General features: G+C 43.2%; 23 protein-coding genes and 1 pseudogene. 6 read left to right on the top strand and 18 right to left on the bottom strand.

Translation table 11 applies throughout. The features are described from left to right. Window positions 1-8 precede the first annotated feature (8 nt). Window positions 9-2,408, bottom strand: coding sequence for a phosphoadenosine phosphosulfate reductase family protein (locus P3L44_RS21950; protein WP_052219362.1), 2,400 nt, complete (start codon window positions 2,406-2,408; stop codon window positions 9-11). Between the two features lie 150 nt (window positions 2,409-2,558). Here P3L44_RS21950 and P3L44_RS21945 point away from each other — a divergent pair, with 150 nt between their 5' ends. After that, window positions 2,559-3,725, top strand: a complete 1,167-nt coding sequence (locus P3L44_RS21945; RefSeq protein WP_237072376.1) for a hypothetical protein — start codon at window positions 2,559-2,561, stop codon at window positions 3,723-3,725. Between the two features lie 269 nt (window positions 3,726-3,994). Here the strand turns inward: P3L44_RS21945 and dnaB are convergent, their stop codons facing one another. The 4 genes from dnaB to P3L44_RS21925 form a co-directional block, all read right to left on the bottom strand. Further along, window positions 3,995-5,404 carry a replicative DNA helicase gene (dnaB, locus tag P3L44_RS21940; RefSeq protein ID WP_042847063.1) on the bottom strand — a complete coding sequence of 470 codons (1,410 nt, stop codon included), beginning with the start codon at window positions 5,402-5,404 and terminating at the stop codon, window positions 3,995-3,997. An 8-nt stretch (window positions 5,405-5,412) separates the two neighbouring features. After that, window positions 5,413-5,775 (bottom strand): hypothetical protein, encoded by a 363-nt coding sequence (locus P3L44_RS21935; protein WP_042847064.1) that lies wholly within the window; start codon window positions 5,773-5,775, stop codon window positions 5,413-5,415. Window positions 5,776-5,890: 115 nt separating this feature from the next. Continuing rightward, entirely contained in the window at window positions 5,891-7,075 is a 1,185-nt protein-coding gene (locus P3L44_RS21930; protein ID WP_237072375.1) for a ParB/RepB/Spo0J family partition protein, read from the bottom strand. 191 nt (window positions 7,076-7,266) lie between these two features. Further along, window positions 7,267-7,917 (bottom strand): hypothetical protein, encoded by a 651-nt coding sequence (locus P3L44_RS21925; RefSeq protein ID WP_206086752.1) that lies wholly within the window; start codon window positions 7,915-7,917, stop codon window positions 7,267-7,269. Window positions 7,918-8,423: 506 nt separating this feature from the next. Between P3L44_RS21925 and P3L44_RS21920 the strand changes: the two genes are divergently transcribed. The 3 genes and pseudogenes from P3L44_RS21920 to P3L44_RS21910 all read left to right on the top strand — a co-directional run bounded on the left by P3L44_RS21920 (window position 8,424) and on the right by P3L44_RS21910 (window position 13,492). Further along, entirely contained in the window at window positions 8,424-9,599 is a 1,176-nt protein-coding gene (locus tag P3L44_RS21920) for a tyrosine-type recombinase/integrase (RefSeq protein WP_237072374.1), read from the top strand. Between the two features lie 1,403 nt (window positions 9,600-11,002). Continuing rightward, the gene (locus P3L44_RS21915; protein ID WP_237072373.1) at window positions 11,003-12,217 is read left to right on the top strand and encodes a MalY/PatB family protein; all 1,215 of its coding nucleotides are present in this window, start codon (window positions 11,003-11,005) and stop codon (window positions 12,215-12,217) included. Window positions 12,218-12,231: 14 nt separating this feature from the next. After that, window positions 12,232-13,492 (top strand): annotated as a pseudogene (locus P3L44_RS21910) (amino acid permease). An 80-nt stretch (window positions 13,493-13,572) separates the two neighbouring features. On the opposite strand, the gene P3L44_RS21905 reads toward P3L44_RS21910, so the two are convergent. The 10 genes from P3L44_RS21905 to P3L44_RS21860 form a co-directional block, all read right to left on the bottom strand. Beyond that, entirely contained in the window at window positions 13,573-14,028 is a 456-nt protein-coding gene (locus P3L44_RS21905) for an Lrp/AsnC family transcriptional regulator (RefSeq protein ID WP_237072372.1), read from the bottom strand. 465 nt (window positions 14,029-14,493) lie between these two features. After that, window positions 14,494-15,126 carry a hypothetical protein gene (locus tag P3L44_RS21900; protein ID WP_052219367.1) on the bottom strand — a complete coding sequence of 211 codons (633 nt, stop codon included), beginning with the start codon at window positions 15,124-15,126 and terminating at the stop codon, window positions 14,494-14,496. After that, the gene (locus P3L44_RS21895; RefSeq protein ID WP_052219368.1) at window positions 15,123-15,683 is read right to left on the bottom strand and encodes a hypothetical protein; all 561 of its coding nucleotides are present in this window, start codon (window positions 15,681-15,683) and stop codon (window positions 15,123-15,125) included. The genes P3L44_RS21900 and P3L44_RS21895 overlap by 4 nt, the downstream gene beginning before the upstream one ends. A gap of 59 nt (window positions 15,684-15,742) precedes the next feature. Further along, window positions 15,743-15,919, bottom strand: a complete 177-nt coding sequence (locus P3L44_RS21890; RefSeq protein WP_162762197.1) for a hypothetical protein — start codon at window positions 15,917-15,919, stop codon at window positions 15,743-15,745. Between the two features lie 106 nt (window positions 15,920-16,025). After that, on the bottom strand, window positions 16,026-16,514 hold the full coding sequence (locus P3L44_RS21885) for a hypothetical protein (RefSeq protein ID WP_042847123.1): 489 nt from the start codon (window positions 16,512-16,514) through the stop codon (window positions 16,026-16,028). A 335-nt stretch (window positions 16,515-16,849) separates the two neighbouring features. Continuing rightward, window positions 16,850-17,281: a hypothetical protein gene (locus P3L44_RS21880; protein WP_042847127.1), complete on the bottom strand. Its 432-nt coding sequence runs from the start codon at window positions 17,279-17,281 to the stop codon at window positions 16,850-16,852. Window positions 17,282-17,287: 6 nt separating this feature from the next. Then, window positions 17,288-17,542, bottom strand: coding sequence for a hypothetical protein (locus P3L44_RS21875; RefSeq protein WP_042847130.1), 255 nt, complete (start codon window positions 17,540-17,542; stop codon window positions 17,288-17,290). Further along, complete coding sequence (locus tag P3L44_RS21870) at window positions 17,539-18,096, bottom strand: hypothetical protein (RefSeq protein ID WP_042847132.1); 558 nt, start codon at window positions 18,094-18,096, stop codon at window positions 17,539-17,541. The genes P3L44_RS21875 and P3L44_RS21870 overlap by 4 nt, the downstream gene beginning before the upstream one ends. Beyond that, window positions 18,093-18,557 carry an ASCH domain-containing protein gene (locus P3L44_RS21865; protein ID WP_052219369.1) on the bottom strand — a complete coding sequence of 155 codons (465 nt, stop codon included), beginning with the start codon at window positions 18,555-18,557 and terminating at the stop codon, window positions 18,093-18,095. The genes P3L44_RS21870 and P3L44_RS21865 overlap by 4 nt, the downstream gene beginning before the upstream one ends. Next, entirely contained in the window at window positions 18,554-18,856 is a 303-nt protein-coding gene (locus P3L44_RS21860) for a hypothetical protein (RefSeq protein WP_042847133.1), read from the bottom strand. The genes P3L44_RS21865 and P3L44_RS21860 overlap by 4 nt, the downstream gene beginning before the upstream one ends. A 326-nt stretch (window positions 18,857-19,182) precedes the next feature. Here P3L44_RS21860 and P3L44_RS21855 point away from each other — a divergent pair, with 326 nt between their 5' ends. Together P3L44_RS21855 and P3L44_RS21850 are read left to right on the top strand one after the other, a co-directional pair. Beyond that, on the top strand, window positions 19,183-20,232 hold the full coding sequence (locus P3L44_RS21855; protein ID WP_052219370.1) for an HNH endonuclease: 1,050 nt from the start codon (window positions 19,183-19,185) through the stop codon (window positions 20,230-20,232). A 151-nt stretch (window positions 20,233-20,383) separates the two neighbouring features. After that, window positions 20,384-21,469, top strand: a complete 1,086-nt coding sequence (locus tag P3L44_RS21850) for a hypothetical protein (protein WP_042847135.1) — start codon at window positions 20,384-20,386, stop codon at window positions 21,467-21,469. Between the two features lie 17 nt (window positions 21,470-21,486). Here the strand turns inward: P3L44_RS21850 and P3L44_RS21845 are convergent, their stop codons facing one another. Genes P3L44_RS21845 through P3L44_RS21835 form a run of 3 tightly spaced genes read right to left on the bottom strand, consistent with a single transcriptional unit; the run spans window position 21,487 to window position 23,151 of the window. After that, window positions 21,487-21,816, bottom strand: a complete 330-nt coding sequence (locus P3L44_RS21845) for a hypothetical protein (RefSeq protein WP_042847137.1) — start codon at window positions 21,814-21,816, stop codon at window positions 21,487-21,489. Beyond that, on the bottom strand, window positions 21,813-22,586 hold the full coding sequence (locus tag P3L44_RS21840; protein ID WP_213914251.1) for a hypothetical protein: 774 nt from the start codon (window positions 22,584-22,586) through the stop codon (window positions 21,813-21,815). Before P3L44_RS21840 ends, P3L44_RS21845 begins: the two co-directional genes overlap by 4 nt. Next, window positions 22,573-23,151, bottom strand: coding sequence for a hypothetical protein (locus P3L44_RS21835; protein WP_237072369.1), 579 nt, complete (start codon window positions 23,149-23,151; stop codon window positions 22,573-22,575). The genes P3L44_RS21840 and P3L44_RS21835 overlap by 14 nt, the downstream gene beginning before the upstream one ends. Between the last annotated feature and the right edge of the window lie 42 nt (window positions 23,152-23,193).

Here is a 23,193-nt window from a genome sequence, read left to right as displayed (position 1 = left end):
TAAGCGTTTCACGCTGCCTCCTGAACGAAGCGCTCCATTGTTCTCACCACGAGACGGAAGTGTTTGCTTAGCGCAACAGGGTCCCGCCCAGCCATTTTGGTGATGGGATCGGAGTCATGCTTCAGCATCAAGCCATCATCCAGTCGCCACAGCATCCGCAGATACTCCAGTTTCAGTTGATTGACGATCACTTCTCTCAGATGCTGAGAGAGCCCCTGGCAGCTTGTAATTGCATTACGACGAGTATGTTGATGGTAACGACGAAAAGCGCGCTCAGTGGACGTGCCGGACTTACTCAGCTTCAACGAGCACCAAGCACTGGTATGCCCGATCACGAAAACCGAAAGTGTGTTTTTGGCCCTATTTTTCTCTTGCTGCATGGATAGTTCATCCTCGCGCGTCAAAGATGCACGGATCCATTGACCGGTTGAGGTCTGATTCGCCAAGTGCCACTGCATGGTGAATGCCAGATTAGCCCACCAGCGTAGACGGATGATACTGGCGTTCACTTTGTTGGCGATCAGAAACTGATAGCGTTCCGTCGTTAGTACACGCAGGTCTTTACGAGACGCAATCCCATCCATTGTCTGATGGCCGTTTAAGCCCAGGCTGCGATAAGTTTGGCCGCGCTGCATCATGCGGTTGTACAGTGCTGACTTTCCTTTGCACAGGGAAACTGCACCGAAGCGCAGATAAAATTGAGCAGCACTGCCGGAGGTGTATTGCCCAGCCAATACCGCTTCACGCAGTCGAGGATATTCCTCCCAAATGATGAACTCAGCAGCATCCGCGTCGATGGTCACTTCACTGTCCTCGCTGAAGCTAACCACGCGACGTTTTCCGTTCGGCGTATTGATAATGCGGCTGGCACGCTCATCGTCGGCACCGTTAAAATAGGCCATTTCAGCGATGGGATCAGCCAGGCCATCCATACCGGAATCATTACCAAACTGCCCGACCTTGACCCACAATGCTTTGGGCATAGGGGTCTTTGGGGTGACAGGCATTTCAGGCTCATCTTCCAGTAAGTCGAGCTCACCTTTTGCCCAGACGCGGCGATAGATTTCCAGAGCATGAAACGGTTTTTCGTTAAAATGGTGGAATGACCACATGAAGTCTATATGGATTAACGCAACCTCACTGACAATGCGAAATTGAGGTGACGCCATGCGGCGGTTGTGGGCGGTGTTTTCCAGTTCGCCCGATCGAAGTTTATCGGCTACATCCTCAGCACGCAGCTGCTCAACGTAGTCCATACTGCAACAAACATGCAGCAGGCGCTCCAGGAAGCGCGGTGAATAGACATCAGGCTGAACCTTGATGAAGCCTCCAGCATACAAGGTGCGACCCACAGGATGCCTATCTTCCCACGCATTGCGACGCTTGGACAAAAATCGCTGAATACGGTTGAGCCCAGCCATGTAACCGTGGCGATCGTCATCAGAACGCAGAAGGTTTTCCATTGATTTATCGAGACCGACCGCCTGGCAAGCCCAACATCCAAACCGGCTCCCACAGGCTTCACTGGATTTTTTCTCAGAACCCGACCAAACACATTCCCCTGTTGCGGCCTTGTAGAGCTCAGCGGTGTCGTTGTTGCTGTCCAGGTAGCTCGGCAGCAGATACTTAGAAGCGCTTCCGGCGCTTAGCAGAAACTCCCACACGTCGCCCTGTAACCAATGCCTGATGGGGTACAATTCGCCGCCTTCTTTTGTGATCTTAACCTGACTCGCATTCCCGCCTTTTAAGGCGATGTTTTTGGCTCGGATAACGCCCTCTGCATCGCGGCTTCCCAGCAGCAAACAGACGCGTTTACCCACGGATTTTGGCAGGCTTTTCACGTATGCCGTTTTGGCGCGTTTGGCCGCAAAAATCTTCAAGTCGTTGGAGCACTGACGCACTGAGCTGTTGGTGAACGTGGGCAAGCCACGCCCCGTCAGTATCCGCCCCGTCCAGCTGGAGGTGAGCCCCGGTTTTGCGAGAACAATAGACAGCGGCAGGTTTTCTTGATCGATGAACTTTTCAAGCGCAGCCAGTTTCTGATCGGCGAGCCAGCGTATCTCAGGGTTTTCAATGCCAGTATCGGTATGCAAAAGGTAATGGTGTTGGCTAATAGGAATTCCCGCGCGAACAGCGCGCACCAACGCCATGAGGAATAAGTGCAGGACAATTTCGGAGTCTTTACCGCTACTCCAGGCGAGGGAGATCGTCCAATTATCAGCAAGGGCTTGGTAGATAGAAGCTGTGCCATTATGGATGAGATCAGCCATGCTGACTCCACGACTGGCATCACGATAGTTCAGGTCGGCATCTTCCTTCAGTGTTTGCCATACGGCCTGCCACTTATCCGCTTTTAAGACTGATATGGAAGGTAGTTCCGGATTTTTAAAGTTGAAGGAATGCTGCATAAATCACCTGTTATTTGTTTTGTTTACAGGATATTTTCTCATGAGGCAGACAGCTGACGAAGTAATGAGCGCTAAAAACAATTCTTTAGCTAGATAATTAAATTTATAATATTCTGTGATAAATTAGACTAAAACCTAAAAGGTTATCTCATGTGGCAAATTGAACTGGAAAGTATAATTAAGAAATTGGATTCAGATTACGAAATTGCGAAGGAGGAAACATTATGCTGTTCAGGGGCAGCTTATTGTGCTTTTGAAGCAAATACAGAAACCTTCAAATATGCAATTGGTTTTATAGAAAGATTTTTTTCGAATAGCAAATTCTTCACCTACATCCTAACATCCTATGAAAATCAAGAAATAATTAATCAGTATATTTCTAATGATGAAAGTAAAGACATTTCATTCGTAATTAAAGGGGCTGACATTTATAATAATTGTAACTGCCTACGCAGCCACCGAAATATTATTAGCCTTAGCTTTATCAATGAGCATAAAGAAAAAACAAAATGGAAATGCCATCATGGCGGCTCTTATGCATCTTGGTTGAGTGGTGCGCACGAAAGAATTGATGTAGCAACATATAACTTGCAACAAATAAAGTTAATTAAAAACAAACTTGAGTTATTTGATTTTATAGAAAAACGATATTACTATCCGAATGAAACATCAAGTGTTAATGATAATAAAATAACACAACATAAAGACAATTATAAGTATTACCATATTTTAGATAGTATTATAAAACAATTCAATAGGGATAAACCGAACGATCTAACAGAAAGAAATGTCGATATCGAATCAATTTCTCAGGAATACAATGCCAATGGAGTGAAGCTAAAACTGGTTGACGCACAGTTTGCCCGGTATAGCTTGTTATCTATTAATGAGTTTACTAACATAGAAAACGACGGTCCGTTTGGTGCTGTGTTTGACAGTCGAATAAATAAGAAATTGCAAATTAATACTTCTCCAAAGTTATTAAATATATTTAAAGAGTTGATCTCCTGTAACTTTTTAAAAAATCTAGCATTAAAGCCAATGGGTATCATTGACGTAGGTTTCGGATTGGAATCTATAGAACGAGGCGCCCCTCTTGGTGCATCAATAAAAATGCTACCTTCATTATCTTGTTTTTATGGTGTGATATATAATGATAAATTAATAGTTTCACACAACAAAGAAAAGCAAGAAATAACATTTGAAGAATTAAGGGATGATTACAATCTATTGGATGACGGCTGCGTTGTTACTCAAGTTATTCACATTAAATATTTTATAGTCAAGAATGTGGAGAATACTTCATTGAGCATCTAGATCATGAGTATATTTTATATGATTCATCTGAATATACATTAAAAGAGGAAAAACCTGAACAAAAAGGCAGTGTAGATAAAATAAAAACATTTAAAATTGACAACTCGAAAATTCCTTTTTTCTATAAGCATAAAGGTAATTACTTGCTACTCATAATTCTTGAGCTATATTTTATGAATAAAGAATTATTGCGAGAGTATTTTGAAGAAGTAAATAAGAACAAATAGATAAGTTTAAAAAAAGCCAGAATACCCTGGCTTTGGTAACATTCAATATTCTTCAAACTGTGGTCCGGTGTAGTTGTCAAATCGCGACCACTGGCCGTTGAAGGCCAAACGAACCGAGCCGATAGGCCCGTTACGCTGCTTACCCAGGATAATTTCGGCTACCCCTTTGTGCTCGCTATTCTCGTTGTAGACCTCGTCACGGTAGATGAACATGATGAGGTCCGCATCTTGCTCTATCGAACCCGACTCGCGCAGATCCGAGTTTACGGGTCGTTTATCTGCTCGTTGCTCCAGTGAGCGGTTAAGCTGCGATAAGGCCACCACGGGTACCTGTAGTTCCTTCGCAAGCGCCTTCAAAGAGCGGGATATTTCTGCTATTTCCTGTGTTCGGTTGTCTTTCAACGCCGGAACCCGCATCAACTGAAGGTAGTCCACCATGATCAGGCTCAAACCACCGTTTTCACGAAACACTCGCCGTGCCCGCGATCGCAATTCAGTCGGAGTTAGGCCGCTGCTGTCGTCGATATAGACGTTTCGTTTTTCCAGCAAAATGCCCATCGTGCTTGAAATACGAGCCCAATCTTCGTCATCCAGTTGGCCCGTCCTGATTTTGGTCTGGTCAACGCGGGACATGGAAGCCAGCATACGCATCATGATTTGTTCACCTGGCATCTCCAGGCTGAAAATCATCACAGGCTTGTCCTGTGTCATCGCTGCGTTCTCACAGATGTTCATCGCAAAGGTGGTTTTACCCATTGAAGGGCGCGCTGCGACGATGATCAGGTCGGACTTTTGGAGTCCGGCTGTCTTTTTGTTCAGATCGGTGTAACCCGTATCGACGCCTGTCACCCCGTCATGCGGTGTTTGGTACAGCTGCTCGATGCGCGTTACAGTTTTCTCCAGAATGGCATCAATGCCCATCGGCCCGCTGTCTTTATTAGTTCGAGCCTCTGCAATCTGGAACACACGGCTTTCGGCCAGGTCCAGTAATTCAGCACTATTCCGACCCTGGGGATCGTAACCCGCATCCGCAATATCATTGGCCGCAGTGATCATTTCCCTCACTACGGCACGCTCACGCACGATGTCGGCGTAGGCTGTGATGTTAGCGGCGCTTGGGGTATTTTTCGACAGTTCGGCCAGATAGGCAAAGCCACCGACCAAGTCAAGCTGGTTGTGTTGCTCCAGTGCTTCAGCAAGTGTGATCAGGTCAATCGGTCGGCTTGATTCCACCAGCCGTTGCATCATGGTAAAAATACTTTTGTGGGCACGGGTAAAGAAATCCCCTTCCACAACACGTTCGCTCACCAAATCCCAGCGTTCATTGTCCAGCATCAGACCGCCAAGAACGGATTGCTCCGCTTCAAGTGAATGGGGAGGCATTCGAAGACCAGCCAGACGCATATCTTGTTCAGTGGCGATCGTGGACGAACGTTGATTTTTCTCTTTCATCACCGGCCTCACAGCGTGTTTCGTTGCGCGATTTGGCGTTCACATTCAGCCGCCAAGGACGGGTAATGCTGTGCAATTGCAGAATACAGTTGCTGGCTCATGCAAGAGGCTTCACGTTCCTGCCCAGAGCTACGATACGCATTTTCTTTATCGTGATCGTAGTTGCTGAGCAGCTGTCGAACGTAATTCACTTTTATGCGAGCCAGAAACGCGTCGGTGTTTTTGCCTTTTCGGCGAATGGAATGGCCTTTCCCCAGCGCGCGCGGCTTACAGCCTCGGCTTTCATAGTGGGAGATAGCTAACGTTTCCAAGGAAGCGTCATCAATGACGCGGATGGTGATTTTAGGCAGGATAGGCAGTGCGTGATCCATAAAACCTCCGAGCTGCCGTGACGTTATTTTTTTATTGAACGGCACGGGCGGTGTAGTGAAGTGAGATAAAAAAGGCCGGAGAACCGGCCTAATCTTGCGAAGACAGCGCGTTGGTTTATGCCTCAGCGTCGCCCTCGCCTTCACCGTCATGAGCCTCAGTGGCTTCTTCATTGCCCTCGCCTTCACCGTCATGAGCCTCAGTGGCTTCTTCATTGCCTTCGTTTTCAGCCTCAGCAGCTTCTTTCGCCGCCTGTTCGGCTTCCTCTTCCAGCTTGGCCGCTTCTACATCGCTCAGCGCTGCCATCAGCTGGCGGGCAACTTCAGGGGACAGACGCAGCACCACTTCTTCCGGCACGGTCTCAGCGATTTCAATCTGGTTTTCGTGCTCAGCCGTTGGTGCGGGAGGGATCTGCGAGCGCAGCTGATCCAACGTCGGCAACAGGCTTTCGAAGGTTTTGCGCACGACTTTTGGTTTCACCTTGGCTTTCTTCGGCGAAGACACATAGCGCGCGGTGACGCGGTTTTTACCTGCTTGCTCGGCTTTAGCCAGAGAAGCCATCAGGATGTCGAAAGCGTCACGGTCGGTGCCTTGGCAATCAGTGATCACGTCAATCGCAACATCACCGGACACTTTATCGTCTCGTACCAATTTTTTAATGCGCTCTTCGGCTTTAGCCAGGATCAGGCTGCGACGAACGGTTACGCCGGACAGACCCAGACGACGAGCGATAGAGTCGATTTCGTGGCCCCAATCAACCAGACGGCGGAAACCTTCAGCGCGCTCAATCATCTTCAGGTGCTTGGTGTTGGCGCTTTCGATCATGTTGAAGACTTCTTCGTCCTTACCGCCTTCGAACTCTTCAATGATCAGCTTTTCAAATACTGCACCTTCAGCGATAGCGGCCATCAGGCCGGTGAAGCGGTGGTGACCGTCGATGATTTTCAGGCGAGTCACACCGTTCACAACAACCACTTTAACGCGGATAGCCGGGACGCTGCTCGGGTGGTTCAGGTAGGCGTTCTTGAACATCTCTGCGCGCTCTACATCAACCTCACGCAGGTTCAGGCCTTCTTCAACGTACAACCATGAGACGCTGACCGCGTACACGTTGTTTCGACCAACGTTCAGCTCTTCAAACAGCGCGCTGTTTGCAGCTGTTTTGCGCTCTTTGGATACGAAGTCGCTCAGACCACGCAGCGTGGATGGGGCCTTGTCCATCTGACGCATGATAGCGCCCAGATTGCCCATCAGCTCGTTGTCACGGGAAGCTTGGAAGATTTGTTGTACGTTGATAGTCATGATAGTTACTCCGCAAATTGTTATTGGTTGTTTACGTGTTTGTGCTTACTTCTGAATCCAGTTAAACACGGCGTGTACCGGTGACGAATAGCAAATGCGGAAAAAAATAGTCTTTTTTCGATTGTTTTTTTATCGATGGGAAATGGGCGTAAAAAAAGCCAGTATTGCTGGCCTTTGGTTGGAGAGTTCCGTTACTGTGAGTTGGCTTTCGCTTCCGTCATGATTTTGTTCATTGCAGCGGCAAGCTGCTCGCTTTCACCTTCGGTGTAATCCGGCCAAGGAACGAAAGGACGATTTGTTTTGTTCAGCAAAGAGAAACCTGTAGGGCACCGCCATTGCATTGGAGTCGTTTGACCTTCAGTGAAGTTAACCAACATCAGTTCTTGCTCGCAAGTGACATCTTTCACACCACCGATCTCAATCAGGCGGGTGCTCATTATCCCAAAATGTTCATCTGCAAACTTCAAGTGGTCATAGGCCGCAAATGTGCTGTAAAGGCCGACCCACAGAAGGATCTGGATATTAAGGATAGTGCCTATCTGTCCGAGAGTTTTTTCTTTCATGGCTTTGCGTAATAAAAGCGCGGCACCAAACAGCAAGTACAGGCCACCAGCCAGGAAAAGCCATACAGGTAAATTGGAGCCTGATTGGTCCACCTGTTCAGAGCCTGCATCCATCAATGATTTGATGAATGGAGCAAGGAGCAAGAAGAAAGCCGGAACATAGAATAGCCAAGTCAATTTTACTTGTCCGATAGCTGCTATACGTTTTTCCTTGTCAAGGCTCGCTTCTTCTAGCACAACTTTCATTGTTTTTGCGAAGGAAAATATCGCTGCGATCATAAATAGGACCGTCATTATTAAATACATTTACTCTCCAAAACTCAGGAATACATACTTTGAAGCAATGGTACAATGTTAATAATTAAAATAGTAATTAATTCAGTCGCAAATTGAGGGGCATTTTCAGGTAACGGTAAATGAACTGCCACCCTTCCCCGTGTGGTGTACGGTAATCCAGGCGCGGTAGATGCTGCTTTGCATCGTGTTGATTATAGTTTTTCGATGCAGTATTGAATTGGAAAAAATGCGCGAGCTCATGCGCTACCAGCGCCCGAAGATGGTCTAGTCGGTTAATGGAATAAAATGAGCCAATTTCCTTATCCTTGCAAACATGCGCGTACTCGTGAAAGTAGCATGCAAACATGCGCAGGCCGTATATTTCGACCAAATCCGTCTCGAAGATGAGTAACCAGTACTGAAAGGTTAGGTGCTAATATAGTACCTAACCTTTATTTTCAATGTGTTATGTGAATATTCGCGTGCTGATGGTAATTCAAGGGGCACCAATGGCACATGTACATTTCATGTATATTTCATGTAATTCTCGTGGTTATTATATTTGGCAAAAGTCATATGTAGGAAAGCTAATTCGATTTGACTTGAGAACTAGAGATCTACAAATCGCTCATAAACGTTCAAAAATTCTACTTAGTACTTTTCATCGATTAAAAAAAGAATGCACTGATTTTGATGAGATCAGAGCACATTTAATTAATGAACGAGATATGTTCATCGAAGAAGGGATTCATTTAGAGGCAAACTACATTTATTGGATTAATAGCGGGAATTTACCTAGTAGACAGCAGAATGATAGCCGCTTTCAAGCTAAAGGGCATAAAATTAGCCAAGTTGCTGATGAGTGGTACAACGAAATGAAATCTGAATGGAGGCCATTAACATTTAAAGGTAACAAGGCTGCGATTGATTATTTAATTAGCCTATATGGTGATAAAGATATTCAATCATTTAACAAACCAAAGGTAGCTAGTTTTAAAAAGGCTTTAAAGAATAAGTATAAGTCTGAATTCTCTAGCCAATCCATGTTTAAGAAAGTATCAGCTCTTTTTAGCTTTGCCGCTGATAAAAGGGATTATATTACTAAAAATCCTTTTAGTAATATGGGATATAAGAAGATTAAAAAAATTAACCCTAGAATCTCAGTATCCACTGAATCACACAAAAAAGTACTTGAACTTATAGAGCACAAATCTCATCTGTGGTGGCTTATACAGGTACTATATTACACAGGTATGAGAGTGACCGAATGTATACAGCTAACAGAGCAGGATTATGTATACATTGCGGATAAAGGACAAAAGATAGCTTGTATAAGTGTTAATGATAGGGATGGTAAGAGGATTAAAAATTCAAGTAGTATAAGAACTATACCAATTCATAAAAATTTACTTCAAAGCGGAATTATGGATGAGAAGCCTGTATTTCCATGGGCTGTTCATAATCCAGTATCTAATGCTGTAGCAAACCTATTTAAAAAAATAGATGAAAAGCATAGCCCACATGACTATCGATACGCTATGAGTGATAGGCTAAGAGATATATCAGACCTTCCCGACCATATAAGGTTTAGCATACTTGGTCACAGTAGTAGTAGTATGACTGATAGCGTATATAGAGGGAAAGAGCCTATTTTTCTGATGAAAGAAGCAATTGACCGAACTTAGCCATGTTGTTCCAACATAGCTAAGTTTTTACCATCAGCACGCGAATATTCACATAACACATTGAAAATAAAGGTTAGGTACTATATTAGCACCTAACCTTTCAGTACTGGTTACTCATCTTCGAGTACTATCAGTACTGGATCCTAATCCAAAAAAATTAGTTATTACAATGAATTACAATTCATACTCACATGCTAATGAGTTTAGTTTTACATGAATATTACATGATTATATCAGGCTCCAGTACTGATATGGTAGCGTTATGATAAGTACAAAACTGAAGTTCACTGTGTTCTCGCGACAAAGTTACTTGCCTTTAGTACTCGAATTATTTTGGGTCAGGGGGAATATACTGATTTTATGAATACTTAAAGTAATCCCTTACTGAAGTAAAAAATGATGAGCTTTTTATATCATTGAAGTAAAAGTTCAGTATACATAAATAGTAAATTTTGGTAATGAATTTTAAACAATATATTTAATATATCTATACTTTAACAAAGTGGAGTATATAATTCATCTTGCTATTGTTAAAGAATTAAATATCCACTTTGGAGATTAAATTAATTAGTATTAATGGGGGTTAATAAAACTGATGAAACTAATTCAGTGTTTAATAGAGGAAAAACAAATAAATAAACTGTATTTATTAGTGCAATCTATAAATCTATTCGAACATCTATAGTAGATAGTAATTTATTAATATGTATATCTACCGTATCTAAACACTTAACAGGTAGTACTGTATTATCAAGTAATATAGGTAACTCAGTACATCCGAGAATTAAATTTAACACATGCCTAGGAATTCATTTAAATTTTATCCATTATAAAACCCAATATATTTAACTCTATTAAAATACTTATCACTGTTAAAACATTAAGACATACTTTACTGAGTTCAAATAAAAAACCATATAGAAATATAATTATTAAAATTTAAATGCAAAATATTCGATATAATCCACAATGAAAAATTCATTTCTATTGATGCTATAAAATCAGCATATCAAAAAATTTCATCTTTAATATGGTTTAAAATAGATAAAAGTCAAAAGGTTATTGTAACACTTATCTTCTATTGATAAAATGGGAGTATTTTTACGTTAAATTAACTGAATATTAACACCAATGAATAGAGCAAAGTAAATTTAAAAGTTAACTTCTAAAAATATCATTTATTCATAACTAGTCAATCTTATTTTTTTTATAGCTTGTGATTCACTTTAAAATAATAAAAATAGTGAATATTATTAAACAAAAAAACACTAAAGATTAATTAAATTTCCTATGTTAGCAGGGCTAACATTATTAAAGATAGATAATTTCTTACTGATATTGCTAGTATGCAAATGCTAGATTTCAATAAGAGATAAAAATCAAATTTAATAAAAGAGGTTATTATGAAATATAATTTTGATGAGATTATTGATAGGAAAGATACAGATTCTCTAAATTATGATGGTTGGAGGCAGTACATATTTAAAGATGATAAGAACGCAAAATATAATTTTGATGATGATGAATTTATCCGTATGTGGGTTGCTGATATGGATTTTTCAACTCCTCCAGAAATATTGAATTCATTAAAAGAAAGATTGGACCGAAAAATACTAGGATACACTAAGGTCTATAATGATGAATATTATCAAATATTTGAAAACTGGTGTAAAAGAAAATATCAATGGGAGATAGATAGAAATGAAATAGTTATATCTCCTGGGATTATCCCTGCATTAAATAGAATAATTCCTTTAATCATAGATAGTAACGAGAAAATTTTAATACATACCCCATCATATGCACCATTTAAAAATGCTGGTGACTACAATTCAAGAGAAGTAATTTATTCTAATCTTAAATATGTAAATGGAAAATATGAGATTGATTTAGTCGATTTTGAAAAAAAAATAACAAATGTTGATCTAAATATAAGGTTATTCATTCTCTCTAATCCACAAAATCCTACAGGGCATATCTGGACTGAAGAGGAGTTAATCAGTATAGGAAAAATATGTTTTGATAATAATGTATGGATTATTTCTGATGAAATACATTGCGATTTGCTAAGAAAGGGAAAAAAGCATGTTCCTTTAGCTAAATTATTCCCTAATGAGGATAAAATAATAACTTGTATGGCACCAAGCAAAACTTTTAATTTAGCTGGGAATCTAATGTCTAACTTATTGATTAAAAATGAAAAAGTAAGACATGAATGGTTAAAATTATATGATGATTTTATATCTCCACTTAGTATTATAGCAACAAAATCAGCATATAAAGATTGTGATGATTGGCTAGAGCAATTAAAAGAATACTTAGATGATAATTTTAAATTAACTCATGAATTTTTTATGGAAAACTTCCCAAAATGTAATTTTATAATTCCAGACTCAACTTATTTAGCTTGGATAGATATAAATGAATACTTACCAAGCTATTTCAATAAAGATAAATTATCGCTATTTTTCGCTAATAAATCTGGCGTTTTACTGGAAGGTGGTAATATGTTTGTGGGGAATGGAGATGGATTCATAAGATTAAACTTAGCATGCCCTAGGGAAATATTAATTGAAGGATTAAATAGAATTAAGACCTCTTTATTATCACTATATTAAAGTGAGTGAAAATTATGAAAGATAATCATAAATCTAAAATACCATTTACTTCATACGACCTTGGTTGGGTTATTCTATGTATTGGAATGGCAATTGGTTCTGGTATAGTTCTAATGCCAATACAGATTGGCCTTAAAGGAGTGTGGGTATTTTTATTTTCTATATTACTCTCGTATCCTGCAATATATCTCTTACAAAACCTTTATCTAAGGACATTATCAGAAACAAAGGAGTGTGATAATTATACTGGAATCATAACTCAATATTTAGGAAAAAATTGGGGGATAGCTTTAGGCATTATATATTTTCTAATGTTATTAACAGGAATACTCGGTTATTCATTAGCAATAACGTATGATGGAGCATCTTATTTAAAAACATTTGGATTAACTAACAAAACACTATCAGATTCATTTTGGTTCCCATTAATAATATTATCATTATTAGTGTTCATTGCCTCCCAAGGAGAAAAAATATTATTTAAAATCTCAGGGCCAATGGTTATTATAAAATTTGGAATAATTTTGATTCTAGGTTTTTTCATGATACCACATTGGAATTTTGATAATATAAAAGCCATGCCTGATTTATTATCATTTACACGAGATGTTTTTTTAACTTTGCCTTTTACACTATATTCAATTTTATTTGTCCAAATTTTAAATCCAATGAATATAGCTTATAGGAAAGTAGAAAATAATAAAGAAATCGCAATTTACCGTGCGATAAGAACTAATAGAATTGCATATTTTGTGCTAGCGGTTGGTGTTCTTTTTTATGCGTTTTCATTCACATTTTCAATAAGCTATGAACAGGCAGTATCTGCATTTGAGCAAAATATTTCGGCACTAGCAATAGCAGCACAAGTAATACCAGGATCTACAGTCAAAGTAATGGCTACATTACTAAATATTTTTTCATTAATTACTGCATTTTTAGGTATATATTTAGGTATACACGAATCAATAAAAGGAATCATTGTAAATATAATATCTCGATTTATACCAAATAACAAAATAAGCAATAAATTATTAGATATTCTCATTGGTATTTTTGTTATCTTATCATTGTCAATATGGGTATCTACAAAATTCCCAGTTCTATTAGTATTCCAACTTGCGGGTCCACTGTATGGGATTGTAGCATGTTTAATACCAGTTTATTTAGTTCTATAAAGTCGATTCATTACAGAAGTATAAAAAATACTCTTCAATATACATTGCTTTTTTTGGCTTACTTCTTTGTATATCTCCATTTTTGAAACTTTTTGAATGAAATAAGGATGTTTAAATTTCAGTAATAAAATAAAATTATAGACAACCTATTATCATTAGGTTGTCTGTAAAATGGCGACGTTATATTGGTAAACCTCTAAATGATTTAATTTCTCTAATACCAAAACTTGTATTCATTTCTTTTATATTTCCAATAGAACGAATCTTCTCCATTGATACATGATGAAAATCATCCATATCTTTGACCACTAATTGTAAAAGGTAGTCATATCTACCAGAAATATTATGGCAAGTAATAACATTATCTACTTTTAATATTTCTTTTTCAAAACGTTTCATTGACTCTTCTGAATGTAAATCTAATGTAATATTCATAAATGCATAAAAATTATATCCAATGCTTTTAGGTTCAATGACTGCTTGGTAGTGTTTAATGGCACTTTGCTCTAAAATTTTTAATCTTTTCCAACATGCGGGGGGAGATAAAAAGACTCGTTTGGCAATCTCTGCGTTATTCAAGCGGCCATCTTCTTGTAAAAGTTTAAGGATTTGTATATCAATTTTATCAAGTTTCATCTTACTGCCAACCTATAAATTTAGCTGAAATAGATTAATTATTATTAATTACAATTGAACTGTTTCATACACGAAAGGTGCTTTTTAAAAAAATCAATTATTATCAAAAGTATTAATACATGATATTTAAATAACTAAATTTTCTAAAATTATAATCTATATTTTTATCTAATAAAATAGATTTTTAACTCTTTGTTTATTAACTTTATTCTAGAGATTACTATAAGTAGTATAGTATTATCATTTAAGTACTCCCTAATGATACCCGCCTAATTCAACTAAAATAGTATCATTTAGTACTTGATCCTATCTATATGATTCAGTATCATTTGACTATACATAAGGGGAATTTTGATATCCTCACGTACAGGTCATCAGCTGTTAATGATTAAAAAAAGCCCGACATAATGGGGTCACTTCATAAGCAGGACTTTCTGGGGGAAGTAGGAAAAAGAAGGAGAGGTGTTATTTTTGTACTTTGACCGCTTCAGCCTTCATGGCTGCATCAATTTGTTCTCGCAGCTTAGTGGCGTGATGATCATCCTCTTCATCGGTTATGGTTTGGGCTGTGAACATAGCCTCACTTCCATAGCGAAGCGGTTTTCTAACCGCAACATGATGCGCCACCAGCCAATTCATGCGCCGGGCATCGTCTGCTAACGTGTAACAGCTACTTACAGGCTGAGCAAGCAATGCGGTGCGGTAGGCGTTCCAGCCTTTGCACTCAGCAATAGCTTCGATAACCTCTCTATCTTGGCTGGTAGTGTCGAGATCTGAATAATCGACAGCATCTGGCACTGCTGGCGCTGGTGGAACGGCGACATTGCATAGAGCAGCACGTAGACCGACCTTGATTTCTTCTAGTTCGTCGTTGCCGATACTGCCATCAGTCAGGGCGTGATGAAAGTCGAGCGCCATCCGTTCTGTTACTTGAACTGCCTGAGCCTCTCGGCTCGCCCGCCCTTTCCACCCTTCCCACATGGCCGCAGCCATCATAAACCAGACGTTGCCACAGCTGTCTTTTTTGTTGTCGAAGAACCAATTCACAAAGTCCATCGACATGGCGTTATCTTTGGCAAACTGCTCACGTTCGGTCATGCTATCGTTTCCTCTGACTGCCCGGCCAAAGCCAGGTGCTGTTGCAGTGCAGCCCGAACGATGTCAAACATGCTATTCAGGCGGATAAAGACTGGGTTCGGCACCGTCGGCCACGGCAGGTACCACGGTTCAGTGCTGAAGTATGGCACCTCACTGATCACTGAAGAATAGGCACAGACTGTGCTTTTGATATCGTCAGATCCGTCGATTTCCTCCCAGCACACACGGGCTTGGTCTTTGGATAACTCCCCTTCCCGGCGCAGGCGCAGCACTTCACTGAACATGAAACGCATATTCGCCTCATTGTCATTGTCGATTTCGCTGCTCACGTTACCGGCCATGCAATTGACCAGGTAATCATTGCCGCAGTCACAGAAAAACTGCTCAACGGAGCGGTCGCTCATTGCGAACCAGGAGCCTGTCCACGCCTTGCCCTCACACGTTATCGTGATTCGGCCACGCCCAGGCCCGTAGTTTTCAGTCACCACGCGGATCGGGTCAAAGTCCCGAAGCTCGCTGATCTCAAGGCTCATCACCTTGGTTTCAGTTACTTTCATCGTCATTACCTTTTGTATAAGTTGACTTTCATCAGCGCGCGGGTGGCTTAAGCCAACATCTACTGATCGGTTAGTTTTACCAGCAAATTCCACATCACAACTTCTTCATCAGTGGCCGGACAGCACCCACCGCCAGACTTCCATTGTTTGACCCAAATACCCGAACGGTCTTCAATGAAAAAATCCAGATCCTGGAGAATTGGATTTTCCGCTGGCTTCTCTTTTGCAATTGGCATGATTAACAACCCCAATAATTTTCAGAAAGATAGAACACGGTACTTTAACGCTTGAATTTTTGAGTCTAACACCGGGTTCACCTTCCGGGAATTACTGACATTGCTTTTAACTCTGCTTGATTTCAGTAGGCAGATCCGCCTCAGGTGAAGCACACATCGCCGCAGCATACTGACGGGTAGCGACATCAATGTCGTCTTCAGTCTTTTTCGCTGACTTCGGCCCGTTGTCTGGGTGGCGAAGGTGTTCACGGTAGATCGCAGGCCACTGCACTGCGAGCATCGCCCGCAGCTGTTCGTCGGTCGGTTTTTTCGGTACCAGCATAAACCCGACAGGAATATGCAGCGCTGGTGGAGCGGCAAACACCGGCACCGGGTTTGTAATGCGATCGGCACGGTCAGCCGGATAAATGAAGCCTTTGCCGTTTTCGGCATAACCCAATGGAGGCGCTTCCTTCAGTTCGGCCAGCTCTTCCAAAGCATCAGCATTATCCCGCAGCCGTTTCGTTTGCTCGGAATAGCCCATGTCTTCCCAGCGCAACGCCTCCAGACGAAATGCCGCAGCGCGCGTTTTTAACTGCTCTACTGTCATTGCCATTACGATTTCCTGTTTTGCTACGTCAATTAGAGGGTATGTGGCTTTTCAAACAGCTCACGGAACTGGTATGAACCATCGGTATGAATAGCCCGCATACGTTGGTACAGCGATTCGTTAGGGATGGAGTGCCGGCGCTCCACATACTGCGATCGGAAGAACTATACCGGTATTGATACTCCGCCACCGGCATAGGCGCTGTTGCCCTGTATAGTTCCGCCTCCACAGAGGCCTTTTCACGGCGCGCAGTGTCCAGGTCTGTCTGAAGCTGAATAACCCAGCGCGCGAGCTCACCGGTTTCATTCCGGAGGCGGCTCAGGTCTTGAATCTGGTATTTGTCAATTTTGCCCATTAGCAGGGAATCCCTTTTCAGTGAAGAAAGCCAGCCCTTCGGAGTACATCTGCTTCAGTTCAGCAGAACCCGGCTCAGCAGCGCACTCCGGCGACCATTTCGCCATGTCGGCCAGACCGACAACCAGCTTTTTAACGATCACACGCTGAATGTATTCCCGTCGCTCTTCCAACAACCAGGCAGAAGCTTCAGTCATGTAGAAATGCAGGGTCTTGGCGAAGCCCACTCGCTCTGTCGTTTCAGCCCGGCCAGCCAGATAGTCGCAGCGTGCGATCGCAATGCTCAGACCATCTTCAGTGAGTGCATAAGCACTATCCCCCTCGGAGTGGGTTACACCGGACTTCATCACGCAGTAAGCATCTTTATCGCGCAACACCCAAAATTTTCCATTCTCGTGAACGATGTCTTTTTCCTGCATGGGGTATTACTCCTGCTTTACAGCCGAATCGAAGTCAGTTGCCCGGAACGAACGGCAGGTATTGAAGATTGCCCAGCAATTGGGACAGTTAACTTTTGCGCCACGAGGTGCGGGTTTGGTTTCCATCGCCGTGTCGCTCAGGCCACCATCAAGGCCGCACAGAGTCGTATAGCCGCCACCCGTGCCCAAATCCCCCACGGGCAAGTGAACATGCTCTTCCCCGCCGTCTTCCAGCAAAGTCACAACAACCAGGCGGCTCATCGGGCATCTTCCACGACTTTGAAGTCGATCACCCAAACCATCGGATTGGCCTCCCAGCAGTCAACGCCGTGGATAACCGACCACTTACGGGCGAACACATCGGCCAGGCAGTCACCGCTGCGGGTATCCCTGATAGAACAGCCTTCCCTCAGCGCATCGGCATCACTGATGTCGCGAAGGGGCTCAATACGAACCGCCGTAATCTCCAGCGTAATTCGCGACTCAAACTGCGTCATTTGCTGCGCCGGAAACCAGCGTTTAACTTTATTGGCTGAGCCATCTTCAAGGTCTGCACGATAGACCAGTCGCACACCGCAATCGCCATAGGTTTCACGGACCCACAACCGATCGCCTACATGCCCGAAACGACAGAAAAACGTCGGCCCAAACTTGGGGGGCAAAACCTTATCCACCAGCGCGCGCTGGCGTTTGGTCAGGGATTCCGGGAAGGTATCGAGGCAGATTTCTTTGATCAGTTGGCGGGTTTGCACCTTCTGGCCGCTGTGGATTGCCCGTACCTGTTCGTCGGTGAAATTGATAGGAAACAGTTTCATGCCCTTTCCCCCTGCAAACATGCTGCTTTGGTTTCGGTATCATCCGTATGCTCATTAGGTACGAGCAAGCTGAATACCGCATGTGGACGAAGGCCAGTCTCGAAAAAGCTCAGTCGGCCGCGAATAGACACTGGCTTCAGCGTCTTGGCATCCGCCAGCGTGAAGCCTTTCGGCCCGAAGAACCACGGAGATTCGCTCTCTTCGACACAGCCTGTGATTGTGGCTACGCCGACAATCGCGCCGTAAGATAAATACTTTCTTTCAGGCAGCATCAGGGAATCGCCATATTTGGCGCGCAGGATCTCCCGCGCCTTTTCCATGTCGGCTTTGGATGCCAGTTGCGCACTGGCGTGAATGAGCACCGGTCCGCGCTGGTGGGTGTTCCAGCTGCGGTTTTCGATGTCCTTGTGGCCGTGAGTGATAAGCCATGCCCACGGCTGTCGGATAGATAATGCTTTCATGCTTTGGCATCCTTCGCTTCGGAGCGCTTAGCTGCACTCAAAATGGCTTCCACCACGGATTGTGCGATAACGGAGCTACCCAGACCGCCGACATATTTCACGATCTGTTCACGGAACGCCACAGCACCCGGAGCGCTGATCGTTTGGCTTATTTCAGCGCGCTGCGCCGCATCAATCACTTCATTAGCCCAATCGCGGTCGAACCCTGGCATTGCAGGCAAACGTGACACAACATCAGACGGCAGCGCGTCGATGTAATCGCGCATTGCAATGACAACTTCCAGCAGTTCGTTTTTCATGTCAGATCCTTATCGCGCTGATGGCGCATAAATTATTTATGGATTGTGTGGCGGTGTTGCTTGCCGTGAAACCAGTATTACCCCACCCGTTCAGCTGACGAAGTTATTGAAGGCGCCTATTTTATTGCTTACCGATCTGATTTTTGGCATGAGGCATGAGTGATGTATAGAATGGATATTTTGTGTTGGAAGGTTTGGCACTCACAACCTTCCATACACTTTAATTTGATAGTTGTCATTCGCTACAGTTGCGTTAATGAATTATAGTGAACGTCGTAACGGAATCTGTTATTACTCAGCTCAATTCATTTTTGCTAGAGGGGCTTATGGAATTAAATAAAAATGGCTATCCAACTGGCTTGCTAGTGCGGGCGGTTTGGGACTGTTGTGATGATCTTTATGAAAAACTTGGCCGCGCTCCTAGCCGTCAGGAATTTAACAATGAAATACGAAAACGTGAGCCCCATCGAACTGGTATTAGCACTCATTCTCGGCAATGGGGAGAATGGATTCGTTTTCATAACTTTTCAACTTATGTAGCAGACATTCCGGGGATTATTCCTGAAGAAATGCTTCATCCTCAATATCTTCGTGTTTGGTATGCTGTCACTCAGCTTAGTTCTGCTTCAGCAGTGGATATTGTCAAATGGATTCTTAATAGCAATGCTCCGTTAAAGGAATCTGAAGTTCGTATTCAATTAGATGCATTAACAGTTAACAGCAAGGCCAGATATAGATATCTTGGTAGCCGCAAAAATGCACGTTCTGATCAGGGCAGCCCATATGACTTATTATTCCGTACAGGAAAATTGAGAAATACAAGATATGAGCTATATGTTCAGGAGCTTCATGGAGTTTGGGATATTAGTGATGATGGCAAAACGCCAAAGCGCATTATTTCCCCTAGGCAATGTGATCGCTTAGTTGTGGAAGCTAGGGATGAATTATTTGCTGATTTATCTGAAGAAGAAGTTGATTCCCGATTAAAAGCTTTACGTGAAGTTGTTATTCGACAAGGCCAGCCAGCGTTCAGAAGAAAGCTGATTGAAGCTTATGAGGGTAAGTGCGCTGTGACAGGGTGTTCTATCCAAGTGTTATTAGAGGCTGCTCATATAATTCCCTATGAAGGCCTCTGGCACACCCAAGTCCAGCATGGATTGTTACTTAAAACAGACATTCATACTCTTTTTGACCGAGGCTTGCTTTGGATTGATTCCAAAATGTTAATTAGGTTATCTGATTTGTTAGCTGGAACAGAATATGCAGAACTTGATGGGCAAAAACTAAGATTACCAAGTGATAAACGACATTGGCCATTAGAAATTCACTTGGAAGAACATCGTCAATATTGTAATGAAGAATTAAATGAAAATTAATATCTTTTTTATTCCTTATTTACTGGAACTCCAATCAACCCCCGATGTTCTGTTATGAGGAAAGCAGAGCTATCGTACTATCTTTGGCAGCCTTATCGTGCCAAGTATGGCATATTCAAGAGGGGGAAACCTCTGAAAGGAGATATAACCAATGTTTCGTGTTGATGTAGAAAATAAGTCATTAATCAAACTAAAACCAACAAGCTTTTCGGAGCTTGGGCTAAAGGAACGCTTTGATATTCAGGAGTGGATCGAAAAAAGTCCAACTATTTTAGGCCAGGAACTCCTTGTTATTGGAAAAGAGGTCACCCTTACTTCCAACAAGCGTCTTGATTTGCTTTGCGTGAATAAATCGGCAGCACTTGTTATTGTAGAACTAAAAAGGGATGATTCAGGCTCGTCCGTTGAATGGCAGGCAATAAAATATGCATCGTATTGCTCAAGCCTTTTACCCAGTGAGATTTTTAAGCAATACGCGTCGTATTTAGGTAAATCAGAATTTGATGCAACAAAAGAAATTGAGCAATTTATCGATGCTGATATCACGTCACTTAACACTAAACAGCATATTATCTTGGCCTCAAAGGAGTTCAATTCGGAAGTCATCTCAGCAGTATTATGGTTGCGAGAATATGGTGTAGACATTCAATGCACTCGCTTGGCTCCATATGTTGATTCCAATGGGGAGCTATTTATTAAGCCTGAAACGATTATTCCGTTACCGGAGGCTAAAGATTATATTGAACGAAAAGAAGTTAAGCAAAGAGTCATTGCTTCAAGTCAAGATGATTGGACTGGTAGTTGGTTCGTGAATGTAGGTGAATGCGAATATAGAACTTGGGATGATAATAGAAAATTTGGATTCATTGGCGCAGGTCAAGGGAAAGTGTATTCATCTGCGCTTAAGCGACTTGCAGTTGGTGACAAAATTTATGCTTACATGAAGGGATGTGGTTATGTCGGTTTTGGAGAAGTAACCAAATCAGCAGTTATGATTCGCGATTTCATTACTGATTCAAATGTTCCTCTTCTCTCTGCCGGATTAAAAGCGCAATACCCAGACGAAAACGCTGACAATGAAGAGCTTTCAGAATGGGTTGTTGGTGTTCGCTGGATCAAACAACTTCCGAAAGAGCAGGCGAAAACGTTTTCAGGCGTCTTCGCGAACCAAAATGTCGTTTGTAAATTACGGCATGAGCAGACATTAAAATTTGTACAATCCCAACTTGGTCAGTAAGAACTGCTAAGTTGGGACTATAACTGCCTACTTTCACCTTTCAGTTCGCTGATCATCTGCTCAGCCAATACCGCCGCAGAGCGCGCCTGGTTAATCAGCGCCGTGCTCATGCTGTCGTCCACTAGCTGATTAGCGCGCTGGTACATGCGAGCAACAAAGCGCTCCAACCCAGCGATTTCAGCCCCAGCCAGCAAAGGTGCAACGCCTTCAGTCAGCTGGTTAAGCGCTTCGTGCATACCGTCCACAAAGCCTTCGCAGTAGTCGCCGCTTTTACCTGTGCGATCGCTCACGCAGTCCATATCATCGCCATCCAACATCCGGCGCATCGTTGCCTTCAGGTTGTTCATTGGCCGTTCCCTACATGTTCCGCCAGCACAAGGAGGCGACGACCGACGGCCTTGACAACTTCCTGGCTAGTTTCACGCGTCATTTCCTGCGCAATGTTACCGGCATGGTTTGCCGCTGCGATGGTGGCATCCTTCTTGATTTTCCGCAGGCCGCGTTCAATCGCCGGGTAGTCCGTGTTGTGGAGAGCGTCGTTTGCGATCATAGCCGCAGTACCGGCCGCGCCTTTGTCCGTCACGTCGATGTGCTCAAGAATGGCCGCATGAGCATCTTTCAGCATTTTACCTTCAGCCATCAGCTGTTCCACTTCAGACGTCGGGATGTAACCTTTCGTCGGGCTGTTTTCCAGTGCAGGCATCAGTGCATAGTCACAAACCTGAGTGATGTGACGGCCCACGCTGTCTTCCGGCCCCACTTCGCGCAGGTCGGTCTGACTGGCGCGTTGCACGACGATACCCCAAACAACCTGGTCTGTTTCTTCAGGCCAGCCGTCACAGGCCTCTCCCCGGTAGTAGTCGATATGCTCTTCAGCGGCTTTTCGGGCTTTGTCGGCGCTGTCGTGCTCATCGTAACCGCCGTCGGTACTGTAGGAGAAAAACTCCAAACCGTCGGTCACGCGCTTGAGCTCTTCCACCAGATGGATGTTCTCAGCGCGCATCTGCTCGCCTTCAGTCAATTTGCGCGCCAGATAATTCACCAGCGGCTCGTTGACCTTCATGTCGCGAGGAATGCATTTGCCGTCCAGCAGACCTTGGATCTCAATTGGTGTCATCTTTCTTCTCCTGATATACCAGTTTGCCAGTCAAAATGGCGTCGCGGATGGTGTTGAACTCCTTCGCCCAATACTGCGAATCGACGAAAATTTCCAACTTGTTGTAGTCGTGCTTTTTGCGTTGAATGAAGGCCTGCGCGGCTTCGCGCGTGAAGTGTGCGTTGACGTATTCCCACTCCCAGACGTAGCCGGTTACGGTATGCTCTGGTAACTCGCCGAGCACATCCCATTGCTGATCGACGCGAATAGCCAGAAAATCAGCTTGGTATTCGGCCTGGCATTTTTGGTTGAGCTCGTTTCGCTCGTCCGTATCCAGGTCATCCCAGTATTCTTGGGGGCTAAACCAGCGAGCATCATCTATGGCCACCAGCCGGTCTTCGATGTAGTCCATATCCAGCCCCGTGATCAGGCGTTTCTTTTGAACGACGAACAACGGGTCTGCGGTACAGTGCTCATCAACGCCTTTGCCGACGCAGTGATATTTCAGGCGGGAGACAAAATCAGCCCAGGTTTCCGCGTTTAATGGCGCACCGGTCGCGAGCGAGGGTTTCTGTTCAGTAGTCATTGTTTCGTTTTTCCATCCAAAGGGCGCTTATATTCCACAACC

The organism is Providencia sp. PROV175 (assembly GCF_032707045.1).
In the GTDB taxonomy this organism is placed as follows: domain Bacteria; phylum Pseudomonadota; class Gammaproteobacteria; order Enterobacterales; family Enterobacteriaceae; genus Providencia; species Providencia hangzhouensis.
The sequence above is the reverse complement of the archived record's forward strand: the minus strand, read 5'-3'. Positions and strand labels throughout refer to the sequence as shown.

Bases quoted from the DNA above. Each gene is read 5' to 3' on its own strand.
- P3L44_RS21840 (WP_213914251.1), bottom strand. From the start codon at position 22,586: ATGACACCAATTGAGATCCAAGGTCTGCTGGACGGCAAATGCATTCCT.
- P3L44_RS21835 (WP_237072369.1), bottom strand. From the start codon at position 23,151: ATGACTACTGAACAGAAACCCTCGCTCGCGACCGGTGCGCCATTAAAC.
- P3L44_RS21930 (WP_237072375.1), bottom strand. From the start codon at position 7,075: ATGACTATCAACGTACAACAAATCTTCCAAGCTTCCCGTGACAACGAG.
- P3L44_RS21865 (WP_052219369.1), bottom strand. From the start codon at position 18,557: ATGAAAGCATTATCTATCCGACAGCCGTGGGCATGGCTTATCACTCAC.
- P3L44_RS21920 (WP_237072374.1), top strand. From the start codon at position 8,424: ATGGCACATGTACATTTCATGTATATTTCATGTAATTCTCGTGGTTAT.
- P3L44_RS21870 (WP_042847132.1), bottom strand. From the start codon at position 18,096: ATGAAACTGTTTCCTATCAATTTCACCGACGAACAGGTACGGGCAATC.
- P3L44_RS21950 (WP_052219362.1), bottom strand. From the start codon at position 2,408: ATGCAGCATTCCTTCAACTTTAAAAATCCGGAACTACCTTCCATATCA.
- P3L44_RS21935 (WP_042847064.1), bottom strand. From the start codon at position 5,775: ATGGATCACGCACTGCCTATCCTGCCTAAAATCACCATCCGCGTCATT.
- P3L44_RS21925 (WP_206086752.1), bottom strand. From the start codon at position 7,917: ATGATCGCAGCGATATTTTCCTTCGCAAAAACAATGAAAGTTGTGCTA.
- P3L44_RS21850 (WP_042847135.1), top strand. From the start codon at position 20,384: ATGTTTCGTGTTGATGTAGAAAATAAGTCATTAATCAAACTAAAACCA.
- P3L44_RS21915 (WP_237072373.1), top strand. From the start codon at position 11,003: ATGAAATATAATTTTGATGAGATTATTGATAGGAAAGATACAGATTCT.
- P3L44_RS21895 (WP_052219368.1), bottom strand. From the start codon at position 15,683: ATGAAAGTAACTGAAACCAAGGTGATGAGCCTTGAGATCAGCGAGCTT.
- P3L44_RS21845 (WP_042847137.1), bottom strand. From the start codon at position 21,816: ATGAACAACCTGAAGGCAACGATGCGCCGGATGTTGGATGGCGATGAT.
- P3L44_RS21890 (WP_162762197.1), bottom strand. From the start codon at position 15,919: ATGCCAATTGCAAAAGAGAAGCCAGCGGAAAATCCAATTCTCCAGGAT.
- P3L44_RS21880 (WP_042847127.1), bottom strand. From the start codon at position 17,281: ATGCAGGAAAAAGACATCGTTCACGAGAATGGAAAATTTTGGGTGTTG.
- P3L44_RS21875 (WP_042847130.1), bottom strand. From the start codon at position 17,542: ATGAGCCGCCTGGTTGTTGTGACTTTGCTGGAAGACGGCGGGGAAGAG.
- P3L44_RS21885 (WP_042847123.1), bottom strand. From the start codon at position 16,514: ATGGCAATGACAGTAGAGCAGTTAAAAACGCGCGCTGCGGCATTTCGT.
- P3L44_RS21905 (WP_237072372.1), bottom strand. From the start codon at position 14,028: ATGAAACTTGATAAAATTGATATACAAATCCTTAAACTTTTACAAGAA.
- P3L44_RS21855 (WP_052219370.1), top strand. From the start codon at position 19,183: ATGGAATTAAATAAAAATGGCTATCCAACTGGCTTGCTAGTGCGGGCG.
- P3L44_RS21900 (WP_052219367.1), bottom strand. From the start codon at position 15,126: ATGACCGAACGTGAGCAGTTTGCCAAAGATAACGCCATGTCGATGGAC.
- dnaB (WP_042847063.1), bottom strand. From the start codon at position 5,404: ATGAAAGAGAAAAATCAACGTTCGTCCACGATCGCCACTGAACAAGAT.
- P3L44_RS21945 (WP_237072376.1), top strand. From the start codon at position 2,559: ATGTGGCAAATTGAACTGGAAAGTATAATTAAGAAATTGGATTCAGAT.
- P3L44_RS21860 (WP_042847133.1), bottom strand. From the start codon at position 18,856: ATGAAAAACGAACTGCTGGAAGTTGTCATTGCAATGCGCGATTACATC.